The sequence below is a fragment of the Janthinobacterium sp. SUN118 genome (assembly GCF_030397695.1).
Classification (GTDB): Bacteria; Pseudomonadota; Gammaproteobacteria; order Burkholderiales; family Burkholderiaceae_D; genus Janthinobacterium.
The window spans coordinates 2760898-2778077 of sequence record NZ_JAPUBV010000001.1; the positions used below are offsets into that span (position 1 = coordinate 2760898).

The following is a 17180-nucleotide window of genomic DNA, read 5'->3' on the forward strand; positions in this document are numbered from 1 at the left end:
ATAGTGTGGCGCGTTCAAGCCCCGGACTGGTACACCAGCCGCTCCTGGTCGCCAATCCGCCAGTCCAGCACACGGTCGCTCCAGCTCGGCTTGCCGTCATGGGCCAGCACGTGCCGCGCATACGCGCAAAACCGCACCGCGTCGATGTGCTCGGCGCGGGGAACACCGCCAAAACGCCGGTCCACCACAAAGAACCGCAGCCGCCACGTGATGTCCGTACCGCCAGGCACTAGACGTGGAGGCAGTTCTTCACGCCTGACGCGTACGAAAATCACCGCCGCATGGCGCTCGCTTAACTGGCTTAGCTGGCAAAACAGGTCCCAGGCCTGCATATCCGCCTGGTAATGGCAGGTCGACACGCCGCGCACGAGCGGATACCGGCCCGTCTGGCGCGCAATGCGGTCGCAGGCGAACCTGGCCAGCACCGTGCGGTGACTGCCGCCGCCGTCTGTATACCAGTGCGTGCCATCGATGGAGCTGAGCATGATGCCGTTATCGAGGTCGCCATTGAAATAGTAGTCGGGATGGCGCTCATACAGCTCAAAGACGCCGCGCATCTTGTCCTGCCGGTACTGCGGCGCCAGCGCCGCCTCGCGCCAGGATTGTCCCGCATAGTGTTCCGACTGGCCCACGACCGTCCGCATGTCGATGCGCGCATCGCGCCGCCGGCACTCGCGCACGACGAAATCTTCGAGGCTGGCGCCGTGCTGCGATGGAAATATATCGCGCCATTCGGCAATCATTTGCTGCGACCAGGGCTGGACCGTGGTCAGGATGTCATCAAACAGGGTATTCATTCGCTTCTCCGCATTCACCAGAACTACTGGCCTAACAAGGTGTAGCGAGTGGCTGCCCGGGCAAACGGGCAAACAGGGGCTAATTGAACGGAAATTGAAAAATATAATCAAAGAAGATTTATTGATAGTTTTCAATGATCAACTCGATTGAAATATTTTACTTCCTTTTGTAAATGAGAATCGTTACTATCTACTTCAAGGATAAGCGAATTCAACAGAAAAGGAGCGTCCCTTGTTTACAGCGATCAAAACATTCAGCCAGGTTCTCACGCACATGTCGATCGCCTTCGGTCTCGCCTACTTGCTGACGGGCTCGCTGGCTCTCGGTGGCCTGGCGGCGATTATCGAACCCGTCATCAATGTGGCCCTGCTGCCCTGGCATGAAAAGGCCTGGCATGCGATCCGCCGCCGCTACGCCGCCAGCCGCCTCGGCTTTGCCGCGCTGGCCGGCGAAAAGGTCAGCCAGACCTGCTTGCACATGAGCGTGGCCTTCGGCGTCATGTACTGGGCCACCGGTTCGATGGCCTTCGGCGGCTTGCTGGCCGTGGTCGAGCCCATCTGCAACGTCATCGTCCTGCCCTTCCATGACCGCCTGTGGGAACGTGTCCGTGCCCGCCAGGAAAGCCGTGGCGCGGCGCGCCTGGCGGCCCTGTAATCAACGTTATTCTCTGCCAGCCCACACGGGCGGCCGCCTTTGCACCCATGGCGCCGCCCGCTCCAGCTGCCCGGCAAGGCGCAGCAGCACGCCATCCTGGGCGTAACCCGCCATGAACTGCATGCCGATCGGCAAGCCGTCGGCTGACATCGCCAGCGGCACGGACATGGCCGGCAAGCCCGCCACGTTCGCCAGTGGCGTGTACGGCGAATGTTCGAACAGGCGCGCCGTCCAGCCCAGGCCGTCCAACGTGCCTTCATTTTCCCCGTAGCGGCCCAGCTGCCACGGCAAATCCGGCATGGTGGGTGTCAGCAGCACGTCATATTCCGTGAAGAAGGCGCCCGCGTGGCGCGTGACGGTGTTGCGCACGTCGAGCGCGGCGACGAATTCGACGGCAGAGACCGTCTTGCCATAGCGGTAGCACGCCAGGGTGGCTGCTTCCAGTGTCTCCAGCGATACGCTGCGCCCGCCTTCCTGCGCCAGGCCATCGATCCACGGCACCAGGTTGGCGCACCAGATGCGCGCATTCGCCTGCACGAACGCTTCCCACGACACGCCCAGCGCCGGCGTCACCTGTTCCACATGGTGGCCCAGCCCTTCGAGCAGGCGCACGGTTTCGTCCAGCGCGGCGTCCACGGCGGGCACCGGTTGCGCGCCATTGCTGGCCGCGCGCTGTACGCCGATGCGCAACTTGCCCGGCACCACGCTGACCTGCGACAGCCAGGTGAGGCGGGGCGCGCCCGTCACGTACGGCTCGCCCGCCATGCTTCCCTGCACACCATCGAGCAAGGCGGCGCTGTCGCGCACGGTGCGGCTCACGCCCAGCTGCACGCCCAGGCCGCTGAAGATCTCGTCCATGGTCGGGCCGTTCGAGACCCTGCCACGGCTCGGCTTCAGGCCGAACAGACCCGTCGAGGCGGCCGGCACGCGGATGGAACCGGCCGCATCCGTCGCATGGGCCAGCGGCACGATGCCGGCCGCCACGGCCGCCGCCGCGCCGCCGCTGGAGCCGCCCGCGCTCAGGGCCAGGTTCCACGGATTGCGCGTGGCGCCATACAGGACCGGTTCGGTGGTGGTGGCAAACGCCATTTCCGGCGTGCCCGTGCGGCCAAAGGTGGCCAGGCCAGCCTGGCGGAACTGCGCCATCAGGTGCGAATCGGCGGCCGCGACATGGCCGGCGCCCAAACGGCTGCCCGCCTCGCTGGCCTGGCCCGCCATGGTGACGGCCACATCCTTGATCAGGAAGGGCACGCCGGCGAACGGCGCGGCCTTGTCGATGCCGGCAAGGTCGGCCGGCCACAGCCCGACCACGGCGTTGATGTGCGGGTTGACGGCGGCGCAGGCGCGCATGGCAGCGTCGTGCAATTGCGCCGCGCTGACTTCGCCGTCGCGCAGCAGCCGGGCCAGTCCGAGGCCATCAAAGCTTGTATATTCATGGAGTTGCATCAGATTTCTCCTGTAATGGTTTAAAAGCGTAGATCACAGGAACAACTGTAGGGCTTGCGCTATCATTGTGGAAATGAATAGTTAATATACGAGGTATAGTCGTGAACAATCTACGCAAGCTGGACTTGAATCTGCTGCTGACCCTGGAAGCGCTCTTGATCGAATGCAACGTCACGCGGGCGGCCGCGCGGCTGCACCTGAGCCAGCCTTCCGTCAGCGTGCAGCTGGGCAAGCTACGCGCCGCCTTCGACGATCCGCTGCTGTTGCCGGGTCCGCGCGGCATGCTGCCCACGGCGCGGGCGCTGGCCCTGTTCGCGCCCTTGCAAGCCGTGCTGGCCCAGCTGGAGGAAGTCTTGCAGCCGGAACAGGCGTTCGACCCGGCCACGGCCGAGGTGCGCTGGAACCTGGCGGCGGCCGACGCCACCGAGTATGCGATTCTGCTCCCCATGCTGCCGGCGCTGCGCGCGCAGGCGCCGCTGTCGCGCATGGCCGTGTTCGAAGCTGTGCCGGCGCGCATGGCGCAGGAGCTGGAAAGCGGCCAGGTCGACCTGGGCTTTCTGGCGCAGGAAGAAGCGCCGCCCGGCTTGCGCCACCGCACCCTGTTTACGGAACACTATGTGCTGGCGGGCCGCCACGACCACCCGCTGCTGCAGGCCCCGCCCGACCTCGAGCGATTTTGCGCGCTGGAATTCATCGTCGTCTCGCCCAACGGCGGCGGCTTCCGCACGGCTGTCGACACGGCCCTGCAGCGGCTGGGCCGCCAGCGCAAGGTGGTGTTGTCCGTGCCGCATTTCCTCATCGTCCCGCCCTTGCTGGCGGCGTCCGACATGGTGGCCTTGTTGCCGTCGCGGCTGCTGAAGAACGCGCTGGGCGCACTGCGCACGTGGGAGCCGCCCGTCAGCCTGCCCGACTACGAGATGGCCATGGTCTGGCACGAACGCCTGCACCTGGACCCGGGCCACCGCTGGCTGCGCGAGCGCATCCTGGGATTTGTCGCGTAGTGATGCGGAAAGCGGGCTTGATGCGCCGCCTGGCCGCCCTGCCGCTGTTGACAAGGAGCGCGATCCCCTATATCGTCTAACTTTATCACTAACTAAGTTAGCTATTAATTAGAATGTCTACCGTTCCACTGCCTAGCTGGCCGATTTTACTTGCCATGATCGTTGCCGAGATCATGGACCTTGCCGCCTCAACCATCGTCAATGTCGGTGGACCTGCATTGATCAGTTCGCTTGGCGCCAGCCCGGCCCAGATGCAATGGGTCATTGGCGCTTATGCGCTCGCCCTGGGCGCCGGACTGGTGCTCGGCGGGCGCCTCGGCGATCGCTTCGGCCGGCGCAACATGTTTCTCATCGGCCTGGCCGCGTTTACCGTCGCGTCGCTCTTTTGCGCCGTGGCGCCGACCATCGCCATGCTGATCGCCTTTCGCCTGCTCCAGGGGCTGGCCGGCGCCATGCTGTTGCCGCAAGGCCTGGGCTTGCTGCGTGAAAACTACAGCGGTCCGGATCTGGCCAAGGTGTTCGGCATCTTCGGTCCCATCCTGGGCCTGGCGGGCATACTCGGCCCCGTGCTTGGCGGGATGCTGCTTGAACTGAACCTGTTCGGCCTGGGCTGGCGAGCCGTGTTCCTGATTAATATCCCGGCAGGCGTCGCCTGCTTCCTCGTGGCATGGCGTTACTTGCCGCATCGTGCGGGTGACCGCTCGGTCAACATCGACGTCGCCGGCGCCACCCTGCTGGTGCTGTCCTCGGTGCTGCTGGTCTTGCCGCTGGGCGAGGCTGGCGCCTGGCCGGGCTGGGGCTGGCCTTGCATCGTGCTGGCCGCGCTGGGCTTCGGCCTATTTGGCCTGCGGCAGTCGTCGGTGGTGCGCGCCGGGCAGGCGCCGCTGATCATGACGTCGATTTTCCAGCGGCCTGCGTACACGGCCGGGCTGGCCGGCATTGCCCTGTTCTTTTGTTCGCTCGTCGGCATGCAGCTGGTGCTGACGCTGTTTCTGCAGATCGGACATGGATTGACGGCGGGCGAAGCAAGTATTGCCAATCTGCCATTCGCTATCGGCACGGCATGCGGCGCCACCTTGAGCGGCGCCGTCCTGGCGGCGCGTTTCGGACGCCGGGTGCTGCAACTGGGCGCCGGCGTCCAGCTTGCCGGCGTGGCGCTGCTGCAATATGAACTGGGCAATACGGCGGCCTTTTCTGCATGGCATGTAGTGCCAGGCATGCTGGTCTGCGGTATCGGCGCCGGCCTGGTGATTGCCGCCCTCTTCAGCATCATCCTTGCGTCCCTGGACGACAGGCAGATAGGCTCGGGTTCCGGCGTTCTGTCTGCCGTGCAATCGATTGCCGCCTCGATCGGCGTGGCCGTGTTCAGCGGCGCATTCTTTGCCGCGCATCCCGCCGTGACGCCAGGCCGGGCTTTGAGCGCCGCGTTGGCGATCCAGGCCGTCATACTCGTCGCCTTTATGGGCGTGACCTTATTTTTTCCCCCTGCCGCAAAATCAGAACTCGAGGTAAACCATGCATGACCAGCAAGCAACAATTGAATCATTCGCCCCCGAAGACCCGCGCGGCATGCACATCGCCGGCGATGTCATCGGCCGCCAGCTGCAGGACATCGCGATCCTGACGCGCGAAACGGCGCAGCGCCTGAGCACCGCGCTCGGCATTAACCAGACCGATATGGCATTGATGGAGCAGCTGATCAGCAATGGTCCCCTCGCTCCGAATGAACTGGCCGCGCGCCTTGCCGTCACGACGGCCGGCGTCACCCTCGTCATCGACCGCCTGGAACGTGCCGGCCACGTGACGCGCGAACGCCAGCAGGACGACAAGCGCCGCGTGCTCGTGCATCCGGTGCAGGCATCGGTGGCGCAGACGTACCGGCATATCGCGCCGATGCTCGATGGACTGGACGCGGTGCTGAGCGCCTTGTCCGCGGGCGAGCGCACGACGATAGAGCATTTTCTCCAGCAAGTGATTACGGTTTACCAGACCACGTTGCCAACGGCAGCAGAAAAGAAGAATAAATGAAGAACAAGCGAAAAATCCTGATAACGGGTGCAAGTGTCGCCGGCCCCACGCTGGCTTTCTGGCTGGCGCGCCAGGGCATGGAGGTGACGGTCGTCGAACGCGCGCCCGAGTTTCGCGATGGCGGGCAAACGATCGACGTGCGCGGCGCCGGCAAGGTGGTGGCGCAGCGGATGGGACTCGAGAGCGCCATCCGCGCCAAAAGCACGCATGAGGATGGGATCCGGTTTGTCGATGAGCATGATCGCACCAGGGCGGAAATCGGCATCGGGGCGTTCGAGGGCAACGGGCCGGTGGCCGAGCTTGAAATCCTGCGCGGGGAACTGGCCAAGCTGCTGATCGAGCATGGTCGTCAGCAGGTGAACTACCGCTTTGGCGACAGTATCGCTGCGCTCGAGGAACTGCCCGACGGCGTCGAGGTGCGCTTCGAACACGGCGGCGAAGAGCGGTTCGACCTCGTCATCGCTGCCGAGGGCGTGGGCTCGCATACGCGCAAGCTCGTGTTCGGAGACGAAGTCACACGCCGGTCGTTCGACCTCTACACGGCCTACTTCACCATCGCGCGCGCGCCCGGCGACGAGCGCCAGATGCGATGGTTCAATGCGCCTGGCGGCTTGAGCGTATGCTTGCGTCCGGACAACCTGGGGACCACCCGCGCCCTGCTCTCGTTCCAGGAACCGCCCAGCGCCTACGAAAAGCTGTCGCCTGCCGAGCAAAAGACACTGCTGAAGCAAAAATTTGCCGGGCTGAACTGGGAAACGCCGCGCATACTTGCCGCCCTGGACGCGACTCCCGACCTGTATCTCGACCAGATTTCCCAGGTAAAAATGGCGCGCTGGTCCAAGGGCAGGATCGCGCTCGTCGGCGATGCCGCCTATTGCGCCTCGCCCATCAGCGGCATGGGGACCAGCCTGAGCCTGTGCGGCGCTTACATCCTGGCAGGGGAACTGGGACGCCACGCCGATCACACGCAGGCGTTTGCCGCGTATGAAGCGATCATGCGCCCCTATGTCGATCAGGCGCAGAGCGTGCCCACCTTCGCGCCCCGGCTTGCCTCGCCCCATTCCCGCGCCGGGATCGCCTTTGGCCATGCGATGCTGCGCATGAGCAATGTTCCAATTGTGAAGTCAATTCTGGCCAGGTTTTTGACTCCCAAGGCAGATGCCCTGGCGCTTCCCGATTATGCGCACATGACCTGACGCGGGCACGCCTTGACCGGCAGTCGGTCAAGGTGTGCGGAAGGTGTGCGGCACCTTCCGCCTGCCGCAGAGCATAATTGCCATACAGTAATTTGCGCCGGCATGCACTAGGCAAGATTACCTAGTCGACCGAAAGAAACTCCCAATTTTCGCCATGGCGGCGCATGCGTATGCTGGACCCGAATAATAGAGGGTCACCATGAACGCCAATGCCACTTCCACCTTGTATCCCGGTTCGCCGCACCGCTTTTCCTTTTCATCCGCACTGATGCAGGCGCTGCTGCTCCTGGCGAGCATCCTGCTGTGCGCCACTTCCGCCACAGCCGCCGCGCCGCCAGCCGCGGCGGCGCAAGCGGCGCCGTCCGCCGAACTCGTCAAGCGCGGCGAATATGTCGCGCGCCTGGGCGATTGCGTGGCCTGCCACACCAGCCCGAACGGCGCCGCCATGGCCGGCGGCCTGGAGCTGAAAACGCCTTTCGGCACCATTTACAGCACCAATATCACGCCCGACGCCAGGACGGGGCTGGGCGGCTACTCGTTCGCGCAGTTCGACCGCGCCATGCGCAAGGGCGTGGCGGCGGATGGCCACAATCTGTATCCGGCCATGCCCTACCCGTCCTATGCGAAGATCTCGCCCGACGACATGCAGGCCCTGTACGCGTATCTGCAGCGCGGCGTGGCGCCCGTGGCGCAGCAAAACCGCGAAACGGACATGAAGTGGCCGTTCAGCATGCGCTGGGGCTTGTCCTTGTGGAACGCCGTCTTCCTCGACGACGCGCCGTTCAAGCCCGACAGCGCCAAGTCGGCCGTGTGGAACCGGGGCAGCTATATCGCCCAGGGCCTCGGCCATTGCGGATCGTGCCACACGCCGCGCGGCGTGGCCTTCCAGGAAAAGGCCCTGGGCCAGGATGGCAGCGGCGGCAAGCATTACCTGTCCGGCTTCACCTTCGACGGCTGGCATGCCGTGAACTTGCGCAACTTATGGACGCCGGAGGAAATCGTGCGCCTGCTAAAAACGGGCCGCAACAGTTTCGGCACGGCAGCCGGCAGCATGACGGAGGTCATCACGCACAGCACGCAGTATTTCACCGATGGCGACCTCGATGCGCTGGCGCACTACCTGCACGACTTGCCGGCCAAACCGGGCGCGCCAGTGACGCAAAAGGCGCCGGCTCCCCTCGTGGCGGCCAGCGACGACGCCCTGTACAACACGCGCGGCGGCCTCGGCTACCTGCAGTTTTGCGCCACCTGCCACCGGCGCGATGGCCGCGGCGTCGAGAACATCTTCCCGCCGCTGGCGCAGAACGACTCGGTGCAGTCGAAGGATGCCACCTCCGTCATCCACATCGCATTGACCGGCTGGCAGTCAGCCGTCACGCAGCAATCGCCGCGCTCGTTCGGCATGCCTTCGTATGACCGCCTGTCGGATGCGGAACTGGCGGAAATCCTCACCTTTGTGCGCGGCAAGTGGGGCAACCACGGCGCGCCCGTCACGACGGCGCAGATCGCCAAGGTGCGCAAGGAACTCAAGCTCAAGGCGCCGGATTCGGGCGGCTTCGTCACGCCCCGCTTCGCCGCCCTGGCGGCCGATCCGAATGCCAGCCAGTTGATCCACGGCATGCAGCTGATGACGGAAACGCGCGCGCGCCTGCCGCGCAACGTGGGCAACGACCTCAATTGCAGCAGTTGCCACCTGAATGGCGGCACCGTGGCCAACGGTTCGCCCTTCCTCGGCATTTCCGCATTCTTTCCCTCGGAAGCGCCGCGCGCGGGCAAGGTCATCAGCCTGGGCGAGCGCATCAACGGCTGCTTCCGCCGCTCGATGCACGGCAAGCCGCTGCCCGTCGACGGCCCCGAGCTGCAGGCCATGGTCGCCTATATCGACTGGATGAAGGGCGCCACGCAAGCGAACGACAAGGTGCCGGGACGCGGCGTGGCGAAGATCGACCGCAACATCATGCCCGATCCCGTGCATGGTAAAAAAGTATATGCCGAGCAATGTGCCGTGTGCCACGGCGCGAATGGCAAAGGCATCCAGGGCGCCAATGGCGTGCCGGCCTTTCCACCGCTGTGGGGCGAGCGTTCGTTCAATATCGGCGCCGGCATGGCCCGCACCTACACGGCGGCCGGCTTCGTGAAAGCGAACATGGTGATGGGCCATGGCCAGAAGTTTCCGCTGGGGCAAGGTAACCTGTCCGACCAGGACGCCGTCGACGTGGCCGAGTATTTCACCCACATGCCGCGTCCGGACTTCCCGGACAAGGTGAAGGACTGGCCGAAAGGCGGCAAGCCCACGGATGCGCGCTACTGACGTCCGGATCCGCTATGCTCATGCCATGACCATCCTGGGAGCATTGCATGAGCGACAACATTCATCACGCGGCCGCCGACGGCTACGCCACGGCGGCCGCCAGCTACGTCAAGGGCCGGCCCGACTATCCACCGGAAGTGTCGGCCTGGCTGAAGGACGCGCTGGGCCTGCGGCCGGGCGTCACGGTGCTGGACCTGGGCGCCGGCACGGGCAAGTTCACGCCGCGCCTGCTTGATACGGGCGCCACGGTGATTGCCGTCGAGCCCGTACCCGCCATGCTGGCAAAATTATCCGCCGCCCTACCGAAAGTCACGGCCCTGGCGGGCGCGGCAACGGCCATTCCCCTGCCCGACGCGTCCGTCGACGCCGTCGTCTGCGCGCAGGCATTCCACTGGTTCGCCACGCCGGCGGCGCTCGATGAAATCCTGCGCGTGCTCAAGCCCGGAGGCAGGCTGGGCCTGGTGTGGAACCTGCGCGACGCCAGCGTGCCCTGGGTGGCGCGGCTGGACGCCATCGTCAACCGGGCCGAAGGCGATACGCCGCGCTATTACACGGGCGCCTGGCGCCAGGCGTTTCCCCATGCGGGATTGAGTCCCTTGCAGGAAACGCATTTTTCCCACGGGCATACAGGGTCGGCGGAAGACGTGCTGCTCAACAGGGTGCGCTCGACCAGTTTCATCGCCGCCCTGCCGCCGCAGGAACGCCAGCGCATCGACGACGACATCGGCCAGCTGATCGCTGCCGAACCGGCCTTGCGCGGCCAGGACGTCGTCACCGTACCCTACCGGACGGCCGCCTTCGTGGCGCACAAGCTGGGCTGAAGCATGGCCGGCCGGCGTTCAAGCCTGGCCTGGCCTGAGCATGTTTTCCACGATGCCCAGCACGGTTTCACGGGGCAACAAGCGCGGCAGCCAGGCCAGCAGGCGATTTTGCCGGCCCGCCACATGGCTGCTGCGGCCCTGGTCGAGTGCGCGCAAGGCTGCGTCGACGACGGCCTGCGGCGCCATGCGCCTGCCCACGGCCGCCTCGGGCGCGGCCACGACGTCGAAGAAGGCCGTATCCGTCGCGCCCGGGCACAGGGCCAGCACGCGCACGCCGCGGCGGCGGTTTTCCGCCCACAACGCTTCCGAAAATGCCAGCACGAAGGCCTTGCTGGCGCCGTACACGGCCATATAGGGATCGGGCTGCAGGGCGGCCGTGGACGCCACGTTGATGATGGCGCCCCGCCCTTGGGCCAGCATGTGCGGCAAGGCGCAGTGCGTCAACTCCATGAGCGCCGTGCAATTGACCGTCACCTCGCTGGCCTGGCGCGCCAGGTCGATGTTCTCGAAGCGGCCATGCGTGGCGAAGCCCGCATTATTGACCAGCACGTCCGGCGGCATGCCCAGCGCGCAGGCCTGCGCATGCGCGTCCCGGGCGGCGCCCGGCAGGCTCAGGTCGGCCACGAGGGCATGGGCACGGATACCGTGGCGCCGGGAGAGTTCGGCGGCCAGGCTGTCGAGCGCGGCGCCGGAGCGGGCCAGCAGCAGCAGGTGCGCGCCGCGCGCGGCCAGGGTTTGCGCGAAGACGCGGCCGATGCCGGACGAGGCGCCCGTGATCAGTACGGTCTGGTTTATATAGTTGATGGTGGTCATGGCAAGAGTGTCGTAATGGAAGGTGTTTTCACTGTAAACTGTGGTCTTTAGTCCACTGTCAACGAAAAAATCATGCGCATTGGTGAAATCACCCGCCTGACGGGCGTCACGAAGGATACGGTGCGCTTTTACGAGCGCCAGGGACTGCTCGATGCGGCGCCGCAGCCGGGCATGACGAATAACTACAAGGAATATTCGGCGCAAGCCTTGCGGCGCATCGAACTGATCGGCCACGCCAAGGCGCTGGGGTTCACACTGAAGGAAATCGCCGAAGTGATTGCCGTATGGCAGGAAAATACCCTCGATGCGCACAACAAGCGCGCCATGCTGGAAACCAAAATTGCCCAGATCGACGACAAGGCCCGCTCGATGGCCGTGCTGCGCGCCGGCCTCGTCGACGCGCTGGCCAAGGTGGAGACGGGCTGCGACGATGGTGCGCCGGACGCCACATTCAAGGATAAACAATGAGCAACTATTACACGCAATACCGCCACCTGGCGCTCGACGGCGCCAGGCCGGCGCCCACGGCGCAAGAGATCGCCGCCATCGAAGCCTTGCTGGAAGCGCCCTTGCCGCCCGCCTTCCTGGCTTTTTTGCAGGTCGCCAACGGCGCCTATTTCGACTACACGTGCGACGTGCCCGATGGCGAGGGCGGCGTGGAAAAAATGGGCTTCAACACCTTTTTCAGCGCTGACGAGGGCGATTTCTGCGATGAAACCCTGGTCGGCGAGATCCGCGCGGCGCGCAAGCACATGTCCATGCCCGCGCAAATCCTGCCGTTCGCCCGCGATGGCGGCAATTCCATGGTCTTTCTGGACTTGACGGCGGAAGGCGGCGGCCGCGTCATGAGCTATGTGCAGGAATTGCCGGGCTGGACGGGGCGCCGCGCCCACGGCTTCATCGAACTGGCGCCCTCGTTCGACGCCTGGCTGGACAGCCTGTACATCGACCGCGACACGGTGCTCGACGAACTCGAACACAGCGTCTCGGAGCCATCGCACCTGGAAGCGATGGCGCAGTGGCTCGATATCGGCATGCCGGCCTGGCGCCAGGATGCCGGCATCGCCGCCATGTTTACTCTTAAACAAGTCCAATTGTACGCTAGCGAACAGGAGTAGTCCTACGGGAAGGACCGTGTGCGTCCTATGGGTGTGCGCAGGCTGCGGGCTTAACATTGTCGCCAGCTTGCAGAAAACACCACTACGGAAAGGATATCCCATGCGTATTTCCACCACCAGTTCCCGCGCGCCCACCCTGAAGAGCGTGGCCATCGGCGCCGCCGTGGCGCTGCTGAGCGGCATCGCCATCAACAGCATCGCCGCCGCCGCGCCGGGCGCGTACGACAGGCAGTTCCTCAGCAAGGCAGCCGACGCGGGCAGCACGGAAATTGCCGCTAGTAAAGTAGCGCAAAGCAAGAGCAGCAATGCGGAAGTGAAGAAATTCGCCGACGCCATGGTTGCCGATCACACGAAGGTGGCCGAGGAATTGAAACAGCTGGCCAGCAGCAGGCAGATCGAGGTCAGCGACGAGCCGGGGGCGAAGCACAAGGCGCAGATCGCCAGGCTGAGCCGTCTGGACGGCAAGCCGTTCGACACGGAATATGCGGCCAGCATCGGCGTGGCGGCGCACCAGGACGCCGTCAAGCTGTTCACGGAAGCGAGCCAGAAGGCCAGCGATCCCGCCATCAAGGCCTTCGCGGCGAAGACCTTGCCGGCATTGCAACATCACCTGGCAATGGCCAACGCCCTGCACGCGGCGCTGGCCAGGCAGGCTTAGTCTGCGGGGATCGACTTGCTGTGCGTGCTGTACAGCAAGTATTTCTGCTCTTGACATACAATGCGGCAACTTTGTTTTCGGCTACGCGACGACCCCATGCAGCTACTCAAAAAGACCGGCCTGATTGCCGCCGCCCTCCTGTTCCTCATCCTGCTGGCAGGCTGGCTCTTCATCAAGGTGGCGGCCGCCCGCAATGCGACGGTGTACGCGCAGCAATGGAACGCCAGCGGCACCTGCGTGATCAAGACCTTCGTGCCCCACTATGGCGGCGGCGTGCCGCAGAACATCGTGCGCGCATTCAGCACGTCCACCTTCTTCCGCGTGTATCACAAGGATGGTACCTTGCTGGAAAGTACGGAATGGGTGCTCGACATGCACGAAGACGGCATCCTCGACCATGCCCGCTGGGGCCAGAACCGCGCCATCTATCCGACCGACATGGGTTACGAGGGCTGGACCCTGCCCGAATGCGCGTGAGCGGAGTAGCCTGATGCCAAAACACAAGGGATTGCGCGGCCCCTGGAGCGACGCCCTGTACGTCCCCACGCTCCACCATTTCCTCGGCCCCTTCGACGTGTATGACCGCGAAGAAACCCTGGGCGTGGAACTGGAGACCCACGACATGAACGATCCGGCCCAGCGCGCGGCGCTGATACGGCGCGACATCACGGGCCAGTACAAGGAGCTCAGCTACCGCCACCGCCATGCGCTGCTGGACGTGCTGGCGCGCGCCCTGCAGGAGCCCGGCTACGATTTCCAGGCCATCCTCGAACATGACCCCGAAAGCACGCACGCCCTGCCCGCCTTGTGGGACGAGATGGACGATCCGCGCGCCTTCTTCGCCGATATCTACCGGCTGGCGCGCGAAGACTGGCGCGATGACCTGGCCCGCGCGGCGGCGGAAGACCCTGCCGACTGGTGAGGCGGCGCACGCACGCGGTGCGCGCGCCACACTAGCGTGACGATAGCCGGCCGCCTCCCTTCCCCTCTGAAACCGCGATCGCGGCCATGTGCACGCGGCGTTGCAAAAATGCTCGCAATAAATATTTTTTACTGCTGAGCACATGCGTGCCGGCATCGCGCTAGTATGCGACGTCGGCGCTCCGATAAGCGCCCCCGGCGCGCCGGTTCCCCACCGGCGGCCGCCTGCCGCCATGAGAAGGAGACCGTCATGTCCAAGCTTGCCCCTGCCATTTGCCTGTCGCTCGCCGTCGTCTTCGGCACGCCGCCACTGGCCGCCAGCGCTGCCGAGGGCGGCGCCACGCGCGCCGATGCCGAAGCCATGGTCAAGAAAGGCGTGGCCCATATCAAGAGCGCCGGCGACGCCAGGGCGTATGGCGATATCACGGCCAAGTCGCCGCAATTCATCCTGCACGACCTGTATCTGGTGGTCTACAAGCTCGACGGCACGGTCGTCGCGCATGGCGCCAATCCGAAAATGGTGGGCAAGAACTTGATCGAGTTGAAGGATATCGACGGCAAGGCCTTCGTCAAGGAGCGCGTCGACCTGGCCAGGAGCAAGGGCAGCTTCTGGCAGGAATATAAATTCACGAATCCGGAAAACAAGAAGATCGAACCGAAGGTGATGTATTGCGAAAAGCTCGACGAGACCGTCGTTTGCGGCGGCATCTACCTGTAGCCCGCCGCCGCGCCGCCGGTGCCGGGATGGCAGACCACAGGGGCCAGCCGTGAAAATCGCGCACAAGATGCTGATCGTGCCGCTGGCCGCGCTGGCTTGCCTGTTGGCCATGGGAGCCTTGTCCTATGTCGGCATGCAGCAAAACGAGCAGCGCATGCGCGGCTTGAAGGATGTCACGCTGGCCGCCGAACGCCTTGCTAATAAGCAAGTTATTGCCCTGAGCCAGGTGCATGCGGACGCGTATGCGCGGATCGCCATCGCCGCCAGCCTGTCGGAAGCGCAATTCAAGCAATTCGGCGCGCACACGGACGGGCAGCTGAACGCCATCGCGCAAGGCTTGACGCAGTTGAAGACCTACCCGGGCGCCGCCACGGAAGCGGCCCAGGCCTTGCCGGCCGTCGAACGCTACCGGTCCAGCGTGGCGCAGGCGCTGGACCTGGCCTCGATGGATCCGAATACGGGCGTGGCCGCCATGCAGAATGCCGCCACGCACTACCAGCAAGTGCGGGCCCAGCTGCGCCAGGTGCTGCTGAACCTGGACAGGCGCACCGCCGACGCGCTGCAGGATACCCGGAGCGCGGGCCAGCGCGCCGCCTGGCTGCAGCTCGGCACGATGGCGCTGGGCTTTGCCGTGCTGGCACTGATCGCGGCATGGGTGGCGCGCTCCGTGCTGCGCCCCATCGCCGAAGCCTGCCGCGCCGCCGTATGCCTGGCCGCCGGCGACCTGACGACGCGCATCGAGGTGCGCAGCGACGATGAGGTGGGCAAGCTGTCGCGGGCGCTGGCCACCGTCTTGAACAATTGGAACACCTTGCTGGGCGATATACGCCAGGCCGGCGCCACCATCACCGTGGAAGCCGGTGAAATCGCCTTGGGCAATGCGGATTTGTCGGCCCGCACCGAGTCGCAAGCGCAATCGCTGCAAGAAACGGCATCGTCCATGCATGCCTTGACCGGCACCGTGCGCGAAAACGCCAGCCATGCGCACCAGGCCAACCAGATGGTGCTGTCGACATCGAACGTGGCGCTGGAAGGCGGTCGCGTGGTGGGCCAGGTGGTCGAGACGATGGGCTCGATCAAGGCCAGTTCCGGCCGCATCGTCGATATCATCGCCGTCATCGACGGCATCGCGTTCCAGACCAATATCCTTGCCCTGAACGCGGCCGTGGAAGCGGCCCGCGCGGGCGAACAGGGTCGCGGCTTCGCCGTCGTCGCCACCGAGGTGCGCGGCCTGGCGCAGCGTTCGGCCACGGCGGCGCGCGAAATCAAGCAGCTGATCGAGGATTCGGTGGACAGGATAGAAACGGGCAGCCGGCTGGCCGACAGCGCCGGGCGCACCATGGGCGAGATCGTCGCCGCCGTGCAGCAGGTGACGGCGATCATGAACGACATCACGGCGGCCAGCGAGCGCCAGAGCCAGGGCATCGAGCAAGTCAACAGTGCCATCACCGACATGGATGAACTGACCCAGCGCAATGCCGCGCTGGTCGAACAATCGGCCGCCGCCGCGCAAAACATGCAGGATCAGGCCCGCGACATGCTGAAGGTGGTCGACGCCTTCCGCCTCGGTGATGCGGCGCGGACGCTGCTGCCGCCTTAGCGCGGCGGCAGTACCGCCGCCGCGCAAGCCTGCATTTTCTGGCCCGCCGCCACCAGCGCGGGATCGGCCTCCCGCTGCAAGACCTTGCCCATGCTGTTTTGCTCATGGTAATCGCCCAGCATGGCGGCATACAGATAGATCTGGTCCTGCCTGCGCCAGGTGCCGCTGTTGCCGGGGCCGGGAGCGACAGGCGCGCCGGCACTGAAGAAACTGTACAGGCCGCCGACCTTCTTCTTGTGCAGCCATTCCATCAACTGCACGATGCGGTACTGTTCCAGCAGGCTCAAATCGCCGACCTTGCCGCCGGCCAGCGCGTAATACAGTTCCAGACGGGCCATCCAGTTGCCCTTCTCGCCTGCCGCCACCAGCGCATCCCAGGCGGGGCCGGCCCGCACCTTGCGCACGTCGCGCGGCGCCGCCATCCAGGCGGCGACGGCTGCCTGGTCCGGCACGGGGCCATAGTCATCGGGGGTGCGACAGACGAACTGGCGCACGTCGGGAACGCCCTCCTTGAATTCGTCGGCGATGTAACGGGCCACCTTGTCGCCGATGCCCAGCAGGCGCTTGCCATAGCCTTCCAGGGTCCAGCCGGCAGGCAGGCGGCCCAGCCAGGCCAGTTCATCGTCGTTGGCCCGCGCCGCCACCGCATAGGCGGCGATCTTCGCCTGCATCTGCACTTCCTTCTGCTGCTCGGCCAGCTTGAGCGCATCCTGCTCTTCGTCATAGCGGCTCGTGGTTTTCGCCAGTTGCACACAGTCGAGGAAGGCCGCCGGCGCGCCCTGCCAGCATTGCGCCGGGACCTTCAACTGCCAGCGCATGCTCACTGTTTTCAGGATATAGTTTTCTTCGCCCTCCTCCCAGCTGACATAGGCGCGTCCATCGGCCTTCGTCACGCCTTTGCTCAGCTGCTTGCCGCCGGCCGTGCTCCAGGTATACGGATCATCGTTTTGTGGCACGCCGGGCACGGCGTACAAGGTCAGGTAGTGGCCGGTTGCGGGAACGGCATCGGCGGCCTGGGACAGCGGCGACAACAGGGACAAGGTCAGCAGTGTACTTTTGGATAACAGTTTCGGCATGAATCAAGAGGGTCGATAAAG

General features: G+C 65.0%; 18 protein-coding genes. 14 read left to right on the forward strand and 4 right to left on the reverse strand.

What is annotated here, in order from left to right; genetic code table 11:
- Nucleotides 1–14 precede the first annotated feature (14 nt).
- Nucleotides 15–797, reverse strand: coding sequence for a hypothetical protein (locus O0880_RS12500; RefSeq protein WP_289886731.1), 783 nt, complete (start codon nucleotides 795–797; stop codon nucleotides 15–17).
- Nucleotides 798–1029: 232 nt separating this feature from the next.
- Between O0880_RS12500 and O0880_RS12505 the strand changes: the two genes are divergently transcribed.
- Entirely contained in the window at nucleotides 1030–1452 is a 423-nt protein-coding gene (locus O0880_RS12505) for a DUF2061 domain-containing protein (RefSeq protein ID WP_071323622.1), read from the forward strand.
- 6 nt (nucleotides 1453–1458) lie between these two features.
- On the opposite strand, the gene O0880_RS12510 is transcribed toward O0880_RS12505, so the two are convergent.
- Nucleotides 1459–2898, reverse strand: a complete 1440-nt coding sequence (locus O0880_RS12510) for an amidase (protein WP_289886732.1) — start codon at nucleotides 2896–2898, stop codon at nucleotides 1459–1461.
- Nucleotides 2899–2999: 101 nt separating this feature from the next.
- Between O0880_RS12510 and O0880_RS12515 the strand changes: the two genes are divergently transcribed.
- From O0880_RS12515 to O0880_RS12540, 6 genes are all read left to right on the forward strand, one after another.
- The gene (locus tag O0880_RS12515) at nucleotides 3000–3899 is read left to right on the forward strand and encodes a LysR family transcriptional regulator (RefSeq protein ID WP_289886733.1); all 900 of its coding nucleotides are present in this window, start codon (nucleotides 3000–3002) and stop codon (nucleotides 3897–3899) included.
- Nucleotides 3900–4012: 113 nt separating this feature from the next.
- Nucleotides 4013–5422, forward strand: a complete 1410-nt coding sequence (locus O0880_RS12520) for an MFS transporter (RefSeq protein WP_289886734.1) — start codon at nucleotides 4013–4015, stop codon at nucleotides 5420–5422.
- Complete coding sequence (locus O0880_RS12525; protein ID WP_083411795.1) at nucleotides 5415–5927, forward strand: MarR family transcriptional regulator; 513 nt, start codon at nucleotides 5415–5417, stop codon at nucleotides 5925–5927. Before O0880_RS12520 ends, O0880_RS12525 begins: the two co-directional genes overlap by 8 nt.
- Entirely contained in the window at nucleotides 5924–7123 is a 1200-nt protein-coding gene (locus O0880_RS12530; RefSeq protein WP_289886735.1) for an FAD-dependent monooxygenase, read from the forward strand. The genes O0880_RS12525 and O0880_RS12530 overlap by 4 nt, the downstream gene beginning before the upstream one ends.
- Nucleotides 7124–7322: 199 nt before the next feature.
- Nucleotides 7323–9434, forward strand: a complete 2112-nt coding sequence (locus O0880_RS12535; RefSeq protein WP_289886736.1) for a c-type cytochrome — start codon at nucleotides 7323–7325, stop codon at nucleotides 9432–9434.
- A 47-nt stretch (nucleotides 9435–9481) separates the two neighbouring features.
- The gene (locus O0880_RS12540) at nucleotides 9482–10255 is read left to right on the forward strand and encodes a class I SAM-dependent methyltransferase (protein ID WP_289886737.1); all 774 of its coding nucleotides are present in this window, start codon (nucleotides 9482–9484) and stop codon (nucleotides 10253–10255) included.
- A gap of 18 nt (nucleotides 10256–10273) precedes the next feature.
- Here O0880_RS12540 and O0880_RS12545 read toward each other — a convergent pair whose 3' ends face one another.
- Nucleotides 10274–11068, reverse strand: a complete 795-nt coding sequence (locus O0880_RS12545; protein WP_289886738.1) for an SDR family oxidoreductase — start codon at nucleotides 11066–11068, stop codon at nucleotides 10274–10276.
- A gap of 72 nt (nucleotides 11069–11140) precedes the next feature.
- Here O0880_RS12545 and O0880_RS12550 point away from each other — a divergent pair, with 72 nt between their 5' ends.
- From O0880_RS12550 to O0880_RS12580, 7 genes are all read left to right on the forward strand, one after another.
- Nucleotides 11141–11536, forward strand: coding sequence for a MerR family transcriptional regulator (locus O0880_RS12550; protein ID WP_289886739.1), 396 nt, complete (start codon nucleotides 11141–11143; stop codon nucleotides 11534–11536).
- A complete protein-coding gene (locus tag O0880_RS12555) occupies nucleotides 11533–12186 on the forward strand; it encodes an SMI1/KNR4 family protein (protein ID WP_289886740.1) in 654 nt (217 codons plus the stop codon). Before O0880_RS12550 ends, O0880_RS12555 begins: the two co-directional genes overlap by 4 nt.
- 100 nt (nucleotides 12187–12286) lie before the next feature.
- Nucleotides 12287–12844, forward strand: coding sequence for a DUF4142 domain-containing protein (locus O0880_RS12560; protein ID WP_289886741.1), 558 nt, complete (start codon nucleotides 12287–12289; stop codon nucleotides 12842–12844).
- Nucleotides 12845–12940: 96 nt separating this feature from the next.
- Entirely contained in the window at nucleotides 12941–13321 is a 381-nt protein-coding gene (locus O0880_RS12565) for a hypothetical protein (RefSeq protein ID WP_289886742.1), read from the forward strand.
- Nucleotides 13322–13334: 13 nt separating this feature from the next.
- On the forward strand, nucleotides 13335–13766 hold the full coding sequence (locus tag O0880_RS12570; protein ID WP_289886743.1) for a hypothetical protein: 432 nt from the start codon (nucleotides 13335–13337) through the stop codon (nucleotides 13764–13766).
- A 249-nt stretch (nucleotides 13767–14015) separates the two neighbouring features.
- The gene (locus tag O0880_RS12575; RefSeq protein WP_289886744.1) at nucleotides 14016–14483 is read left to right on the forward strand and encodes a cache domain-containing protein; all 468 of its coding nucleotides are present in this window, start codon (nucleotides 14016–14018) and stop codon (nucleotides 14481–14483) included.
- A gap of 67 nt (nucleotides 14484–14550) precedes the next feature.
- Complete coding sequence (locus tag O0880_RS12580) at nucleotides 14551–16083, forward strand: methyl-accepting chemotaxis protein (protein ID WP_289887354.1); 1533 nt, start codon at nucleotides 14551–14553, stop codon at nucleotides 16081–16083.
- Here O0880_RS12580 and O0880_RS12585 read toward each other — a convergent pair.
- Nucleotides 16080–17159: a hypothetical protein gene (locus O0880_RS12585; RefSeq protein ID WP_289886745.1), complete on the reverse strand. Its 1080-nt coding sequence runs from the start codon at nucleotides 17157–17159 to the stop codon at nucleotides 16080–16082. The genes O0880_RS12580 and O0880_RS12585 overlap by 4 nt on opposite strands.
- Nucleotides 17160–17180: the final 21 nt, after the last annotated feature.

Coding starts and splice junctions, on each gene's coding strand:
- O0880_RS12500 (WP_289886731.1), bottom strand. CDS start 797: ATGAATACCCTGTTTGATGACATCCTGACCACGGTCCAGCCCTGGTCG.
- O0880_RS12510 (WP_289886732.1), bottom strand. CDS start 2,898: ATGCAACTCCATGAATATACAAGCTTTGATGGCCTCGGACTGGCCCGG.
- O0880_RS12520 (WP_289886734.1), top strand. CDS start 4,013: ATGTCTACCGTTCCACTGCCTAGCTGGCCGATTTTACTTGCCATGATC.
- O0880_RS12525 (WP_083411795.1), top strand. CDS start 5,415: ATGCATGACCAGCAAGCAACAATTGAATCATTCGCCCCCGAAGACCCG.
- O0880_RS12530 (WP_289886735.1), top strand. CDS start 5,924: ATGAAGAACAAGCGAAAAATCCTGATAACGGGTGCAAGTGTCGCCGGC.
- O0880_RS12535 (WP_289886736.1), top strand. CDS start 7,323: ATGAACGCCAATGCCACTTCCACCTTGTATCCCGGTTCGCCGCACCGC.
- O0880_RS12540 (WP_289886737.1), top strand. CDS start 9,482: ATGAGCGACAACATTCATCACGCGGCCGCCGACGGCTACGCCACGGCG.
- O0880_RS12545 (WP_289886738.1), bottom strand. CDS start 11,068: ATGACCACCATCAACTATATAAACCAGACCGTACTGATCACGGGCGCC.
- O0880_RS12550 (WP_289886739.1), top strand. CDS start 11,141: ATGCGCATTGGTGAAATCACCCGCCTGACGGGCGTCACGAAGGATACG.
- O0880_RS12555 (WP_289886740.1), top strand. CDS start 11,533: ATGAGCAACTATTACACGCAATACCGCCACCTGGCGCTCGACGGCGCC.
- O0880_RS12560 (WP_289886741.1), top strand. CDS start 12,287: ATGCGTATTTCCACCACCAGTTCCCGCGCGCCCACCCTGAAGAGCGTG.
- O0880_RS12565 (WP_289886742.1), top strand. CDS start 12,941: ATGCAGCTACTCAAAAAGACCGGCCTGATTGCCGCCGCCCTCCTGTTC.
- O0880_RS12570 (WP_289886743.1), top strand. CDS start 13,335: ATGCCAAAACACAAGGGATTGCGCGGCCCCTGGAGCGACGCCCTGTAC.
- O0880_RS12575 (WP_289886744.1), top strand. CDS start 14,016: ATGTCCAAGCTTGCCCCTGCCATTTGCCTGTCGCTCGCCGTCGTCTTC.
- O0880_RS12580 (WP_289887354.1), top strand. CDS start 14,551: ATGCTGATCGTGCCGCTGGCCGCGCTGGCTTGCCTGTTGGCCATGGGA.
- O0880_RS12585 (WP_289886745.1), bottom strand. CDS start 17,159: ATGCCGAAACTGTTATCCAAAAGTACACTGCTGACCTTGTCCCTGTTG.